The 4,991-nt window shown below is 64.2% G+C and carries 6 protein-coding genes; 1 reads left to right on the top strand and 5 read right to left on the bottom strand.

The genetic code is table 11. The features are described from left to right. On the top strand, nt 1–457 hold a 457-nt coding region (locus tag EN906_RS22640; protein ID WP_245484312.1), incomplete at its 5' end, for an enoyl-CoA hydratase-related protein. On the opposite strand, the gene EN906_RS22635 is transcribed toward EN906_RS22640, so the two are convergent. From EN906_RS22635 to EN906_RS22615, 5 genes are all read right to left on the bottom strand, one after another. Beyond that, the gene (locus EN906_RS22635; protein WP_127269122.1) at nt 418–726 is read right to left on the bottom strand and encodes a cupredoxin family copper-binding protein; all 309 of its coding nucleotides are present in this window, start codon (nt 724–726) and stop codon (nt 418–420) included. The two genes, EN906_RS22640 and EN906_RS22635, sit on opposite strands and share 40 nt — an antisense overlap. Before the next feature lie 11 nt (nt 727–737). Beyond that, the gene (locus EN906_RS22630) at nt 738–1,262 is read right to left on the bottom strand and encodes a DUF4142 domain-containing protein (RefSeq protein WP_127269121.1); all 525 of its coding nucleotides are present in this window, start codon (nt 1,260–1,262) and stop codon (nt 738–740) included. Nucleotides 1,263–1,377: 115 nt separating this feature from the next. Next, nucleotides 1,378–2,052, bottom strand: coding sequence for an RNA polymerase sigma factor (locus EN906_RS22625; protein ID WP_127269120.1), 675 nt, complete (start codon nt 2,050–2,052; stop codon nt 1,378–1,380). 132 nt (nt 2,053–2,184) lie between these two features. Further along, the gene (locus EN906_RS22620; protein WP_127269119.1) at nt 2,185–3,246 is read right to left on the bottom strand and encodes an HPP family protein; all 1,062 of its coding nucleotides are present in this window, start codon (nt 3,244–3,246) and stop codon (nt 2,185–2,187) included. Nucleotides 3,247–3,376: 130 nt separating this feature from the next. Then, nucleotides 3,377–4,555: a cystathionine beta-lyase gene (locus tag EN906_RS22615; protein WP_127269118.1), complete on the bottom strand. Its 1,179-nt coding sequence runs from the start codon at nt 4,553–4,555 to the stop codon at nt 3,377–3,379. Nucleotides 4,556–4,991: the final 436 nt, after the last annotated feature.

The following is a 4,991-nucleotide window of genomic DNA, read 5'->3' as shown; positions in this document are numbered from 1 at the left end:
GCCGCCGACCTTCGGTGGAACCCAACGCCTGCCAAGGCTCGCCGGGCGCAAGCGGGCGCTGGAGTTGCTGTTGACCGGTGACTGGTTTGCGCCGCCGCGGGCGCTTGAGTTGGGTCTCGTCAACGAGGTTGTGCCGCATGCCGAATTGATGCCGGCCGCGATCGGCCTGGCCAGGCGTATCCTGCGACACTCCGATCTGGCGATTGCCGGCATCCTCACGGCAGTGGCCCGCGGCCTCAACCAGAGCATCGCCGAAGGTTTGCTGGTCGAGGCCGAGCAGTTCGCCCGCATGGCCCCGACCGCTGATCTGCGCGAAGGGCTGAATGCCTGGATGGCACGCCGCGAGCCGGGCTATGACGGCTCGTGGACGCATATCGCGCGTCCCGACGAGGCCAGGCGAGCCTCGTTGGCGCTGGATCAGGGCGCCACCACCAAACGGCCTTTCATGTTGGGGTGAAAGCGGCAGAAATAGTCGACCGGTCCCGCGGCCTTCAATGTCAGGCTTGCGGATTTCTTCGGCGGGATCATCACTTCCCAGCCGCCTTTCACGGTGGCCGTGTGGGCGAACACATCCTTGTTCACCCACTCGATCGTGTCGCCGACCTTGGCCTCGACGGTGGCTGGCGAGAACACCAGCCTGTCGATGATGACCTGGATGGTTTCCGCTCGCGCCGGAACGGTACCGACGGCCAGCGTCAACGCAATCCACAGATAGCGTTTCGGCATGCTCCCGGTCCTTACTTGAGCCTGCCGGCGACGTGCTCGGCGTGCTGCTCATGGCCCTGGAAAATCTTCAGGCCGGTTTCCAGCAGGCCCTTCAGGTCGGCATTCTGCGCCGACGGGATCAAAAGGGTTTCGAGCGCGCCGTTGACCTGCTTGTGGTAGGCGACCTCGTTATCGACATAGGCCTTGTCGAAGGCAGCGCCGTCGAGTTTGGCGAGCTTGGCCCGCTCCTCCGCCGCAGCTTTGGTCAGCGCCTGGCTGGTGGCGTTGTCTTCCGGCGTGACCTTGAGCTTCTTCACCAGATCGAGCGCCTGCACGTTCACGGCTTCGTGGTCGCGCACCATGTCGTTGGCGAAATCCACGACCTCCTTGGTCTTCGATTTTTCGATGGCCAGCTTGGCCGCTTCAACGTCGATGACCCCGGCCGTATAGGCGATGTGGGCGATCTGCGGATCGGTTGGCTTGTCGGCGGCTTGTGCGAACGGGGCGGTGCCGAGCAGCAGCAGGGCGGCGAGCGCGGCAGTGTGTCGGATGGACATGGCATCTCCTTCGCCGGACGCTGAAAATCGCGCCGGACTGTGTTTTCGGTTGACGGTCATTGGATGCTGGCCAGCGGCAAACGTTCCCGCCAAAATCAATTGAATCCGGTGAGGCTCAGCTTTCCAGCCCGAGCCGCCGCATGACCGCGCTGGTCAGTCGTTCGCAACGCCGGCCGGCGAAGGGGAAGGCATCGAGCAGCACCGGCCCGATCTGATCGTCCAGCGCCTTGCGCACCAGGGCGCGGGCGCGGTGCAGCCTTGTCTTGACGGTTTGCGGCCGCACGCCGAGGAGATCGGCGGTCTCCTCGATGCTCAGCCCCTCGATCACCCGCGCCACGAACACCGTCCGGTAGACGTCGGGAAGGCTGTCTGTGGCCTGTTCGACCAGTTGGAGGATCTGCCTTTGCGCCATCGTCCGTTCCGGATCGTCGCTGGGGTGGAGGGGGAACCGGATGATCTCGGCTTGCGGATTTTCCGGCATTGCCACCGTTCTGCGCCTTTTGCGCAGGCGGCCGAGCGCCTCGTTGATGACGATGCGCGACAGCCATGTGGCGAGCGAGGAGTCGCCGCGAAACGCATCGAGATGGGCGAAAGCCTTGAGGTAGGCCTCCTGGACGATGTCCTCGGCCTCGCTGTCATTGCGCACGACGCCGCGCGCGATCCGGTAGAGCCGCTGATTGTGTGTCTTGATGATGGTGCGGAAGGCGTCGCCGTCGCGCGCCAGCGCGCGGTGCACAAGCTGCATCTCGCCTGGCGCAGCGGAAGGCACGGCCGTCAACACAGCAGGCATCGCCACTTTCCTCAACCCAATCTCCGAACCAAGATCTCGATCGGGAGATTGGACGCTGTCGCCGGCAAAAGGTTCCCGAAGATTTTCTGCCGGGCCCGGCGGCCGCTACCCTACAGTGCGAGTGAAGGCTTGTCAGGCAGCCTGCAGGCGCGCTGTGGCCGCCAACAGATCGGTCTGGGTGATCAGCCCGAGAATCCGCTTGTCGTCGTCGACGATGATGACCGCGTGGCTGCGGCCGTCGGTGAGCACGGGCAGCAGACCCATGGCGGCGAAGCCGGCGGCGGCTGTTGCCGCGGGCGATATAACGGATCCGACCGTCCCGGAGGCCTGGGTGAGTTCGCGCAACCCCACGGTGCCTGCCAGCCTGGCCTCCGCATTGACGACCGGCAAGGTCCGGATGTTGTGGTCAAGCAGCAATTGGCGCGCCGCCTCGGTCGAGGTGTGAGCATCGACCGAGATGACATCGCGCGACATGATGTCCTCGCACAGAAGGGTCTTGTGCGCGCGCACCATCGCCTGCAATTCGACCTGCCGCAGCAGCCGGTCGAGATCGTTGCGATCGATATCGAACGTCTCGTCGAGTGCGCCAAGCGCGGCATCGATGTCTTCGGAGCGGAAGCCGACGCGCAGTTGCGCCGGCGGATCGCCGGTGCCGTGGCTGTTCGCCGGCACTGCAACCGGCACATGCGGATAATTGCGCCGGGCCAGCCTGTGGAAGCCGTAGCCGAGCGCCACCAGCAGGATCGAGTTCAGCGCCACCGGAACGAATGGAAACAGGAAGCCGGCGCTGATGACGGCAGGCCCTCCCAGCACCGCGGTCAGCGCGGCCGCTCCTCCCGGCGGATGCAGGCAGCGCGTGAACGACATGGCGGCGATGGCCAGTGCCACCGCGATGCCGCTGGCAAGGGCGGTTTCGTGGATGAAATGCGCCACGATCACGCCGACCAGCGCCGATATCGTGTTGCCGCCGATGATCGACCATGGCTGTGCCAGCGGACTGGCGGGCACGGCGAACAGCAGCACCGCCGACGCCCCCATCGGCGCCACCAGCAGCGGCACATGCGGGCCGTTGCCGAGTACAAGGCTGGCGATCACGCCGGTGAGCGCAATGCCGATCGTCGCGCCGATACAGGCGACGAGACGCTCGCGCAGCGTCGCGCCGGCAAGAATGGGAACAAAAAGGCGGAAAGCCATGGGGTCGAAAACTCTGCCGGTATTCCAGGGGAAGTCGAAAATGTGCTGATCGCACCGCAATGACGCGGCATCGTTGAATTTGAAAGCCAAACTGATCCGGCAAACCGCAATTTTAGGGAATAGAATTCCGCTACGCAGCCGCCGCGGCGGTCAGGCCGCGCGAGATGTCGGCCTTCAGGTCGTCGACGTCCTCGAGGCCGATCTGCAGGCGGATCAACGGACCCTCATAGGGCGCTTTTGCAACGACGCGGTCGCCGAGCCAGACCGGTACGGCAAGGCTCTCATAGCCGCCCCAGGAATAGCCGAGGCCGAAGATCCGCAGCGCGTCGAGAAAGGCGTGCTGCTGCTTCTGGCCGCCACCGGCAAGAACGATGGAAAAGATGCCGCTGGAGCCGGAGAAATCTCGCTTCCACAGAGCGTGGTCCGGATGGCTGGGCAGGGCCGGGTGGAGCACGCGCGCCACGCCCTTCTGGCCCTCGAGCCAGGAGGCGATGGCAAGCGTACTGCGCTGATGGTGTTCGAGGCGCACGCCCATGCTGCGCAGGCCACGCAGCACCTGGTAGACGTCGTCGGGCCCGGCGCAACAGCCAAGCGTGCAGAAGCTCTCGTAAAGATGCGTCCAGCAGCTCTCATTGGCCGACACCGTGCCGAGCAGCACGTCGGAATGGCCGGCTGGGTATTTGGTCGCCGCATGGATCGAGATGTCGACGCCGTGGTCGAGCGGACGGAAATAGAGTGGCGTCGCCCACGTATTGTCCATCATGACGATGGCGCCCGCGGCGTGCGCCGCCTTGGCGATAGCCGGGATGTCCTGCACCTCGAACGTGTTGGAGGCCGGCGATTCCGTGAACACCACCTTGGTGTTGGGCTTGATCAACGCCGCGATGCCGGCGCCGACATCGGGGGCGTAATACTCGACCTCGACGCCCAGCCGCTTCAGCATCGTGTCGGCGAAATTGCGGGTCGGATGATAGACGGTATCGACGATCAGCAGATGGTCGCCGGCCGAGACGAAGGCGAGCAGCGGCACCGTCACCGCCGCAAGGCCCGACGGCACTACGATCGTGCCTGCCGAGCCTTCCAGCGCGTCTATGGCATGGGCAAGCGCATCGGTCGTCGGTGTGCCGCGCGTGCCGTAAGTGTATTTCTGGGTGCGTGCCGCCATCGAAGCCGCGTCGCGAAACAGCACGGTCGAAGCATGCACCACCGGCGGATTGACGAAGCCGAAATAGTCGTGCGGATTGTTGCCCGAATGGGCAAGCCGCGTGTTGATGCCCATCCCGCCGTGCTCGCTGCCGTCCTTCGCCATTCTGCGTCGCCTTGTTTGACAAGCCGCTAGCCATAGTGCGGCGCTATGGACCGTGCAACAGCCACCGCCCGCCAGGAGGCGGACTTCGAATATGCCAATTCGTCGCGGCAAAAACAGCGATGCTGGGACAGGGTATTAAACGAAAAACCCGCCTGTGCGGCGGGTTATCGGCGCAAATCAGCACCATGGACGAATATGTACCATAGCTGAGGGCAGGGTGTCAAGAAAAAATTCCTATCGGGAAAGGCGGTCTTTGATTGATCTGCGTTAGGAGTCCTCATCTCAGCCGATCGGCCTATTGTGGGCGGCTGTGGAAGGTATATGATTGCAGGCTAATATTAATCGCCGGATTGCTTCGATCAGATGCTGCCGGATGGTTGCTGCCGGTTGACCTCTGGTCCTCCACGATCCGGATCGCGCTCACGAAGCGTGAGCG

Source organism: Mesorhizobium sp. M7A.F.Ca.CA.004.06.1.1 (genome assembly GCF_003999135.1).
In the GTDB taxonomy this organism is placed as follows: Bacteria; Pseudomonadota; Alphaproteobacteria; order Rhizobiales; family Rhizobiaceae; genus Mesorhizobium.
The sequence above is the reverse complement of the archived record's forward strand: the minus strand, read 5'-3'. Positions and strand labels throughout refer to the sequence as shown.

Coding starts and splice junctions, on each gene's coding strand:
- EN906_RS22635 (WP_127269122.1), bottom strand. CDS start 726: ATGCCGAAACGCTATCTGTGGATTGCGTTGACGCTGGCCGTCGGTACC.
- EN906_RS22630 (WP_127269121.1), bottom strand. CDS start 1,262: ATGTCCATCCGACACACTGCCGCGCTCGCCGCCCTGCTGCTGCTCGGC.
- EN906_RS22625 (WP_127269120.1), bottom strand. CDS start 2,052: ATGCCTGCTGTGTTGACGGCCGTGCCTTCCGCTGCGCCAGGCGAGATG.
- EN906_RS22620 (WP_127269119.1), bottom strand. CDS start 3,246: ATGGCTTTCCGCCTTTTTGTTCCCATTCTTGCCGGCGCGACGCTGCGC.
- EN906_RS22615 (WP_127269118.1), bottom strand. CDS start 4,555: ATGGCGAAGGACGGCAGCGAGCACGGCGGGATGGGCATCAACACGCGG.